At 32.4% G+C, this 658-nt stretch carries 1 pseudogene; it reads right to left on the reverse strand.

What is annotated here, in order from left to right:
• Positions 1 to 504 (reverse strand): annotated as a pseudogene (locus tag ACFIKG_RS09710) (type ISP restriction/modification enzyme); the annotation flags it as partial.
• Positions 505 to 658: the final 154 nt, after the last annotated feature.

The raw sequence follows: 658 nt of genomic DNA on the forward strand, positions 1-658 counted from the left end.
TTTCAACAGCATAGCGATTAGCATCATTCACAATACCACTCTTTTTATCAGTCTTTACACACTGACGCCCCATAACCGATTCAAGAGAGATATCTGTCATGATGATATTGCTATTATAAATAACAGTTGATTTATTCTTTTCCTTACTATCCTTAATTTTTGCAAATTTCATTTCAGTCACATAATAGAATTTTTCGAGATTAGAGATTTCTGTCTGTTTTGGATTACCCTTTTTAAAGGTCACTGGATAAGGCTCTACAGTTTCATAGTTCACGTGCAAATGACCCAGTTCATGCCCTGCTGTTACAAATTTCCAAAATCCTTAGCAGTTTTTATATAAAGAAGACGAGGCAATTCTTTAGAGAGGTTATCAGCATAACGAGTGCGATAATCTTCTGAATGCAAAAGACCGTAAACATAATAAAACAGATCATCTTTAGTGTTTTTTTCATTAGGATAAGCAGTTTTAAAATGCGCTAATTCTTCATAAGTTATGGCATTACGCATTTTCTTTTTTGCTTATTTTAGTAATAAGCTATCGTCATGCTATTTTTCTTATCAAGCGATAATAAGTGGTAGTCTCTTGTTGTCTCTAATATGTAACAGTTCCAATAAATTTGGTATATTCTATGAATAAGAGTCTTTACTTGAAGCTCAA

It is taken from the genome of Bartonella sp. LB28NMGDW (genome assembly GCF_042194435.1).
Lineage (GTDB): Bacteria > Pseudomonadota > Alphaproteobacteria > Rhizobiales > Rhizobiaceae > Bartonella > Bartonella grahamii.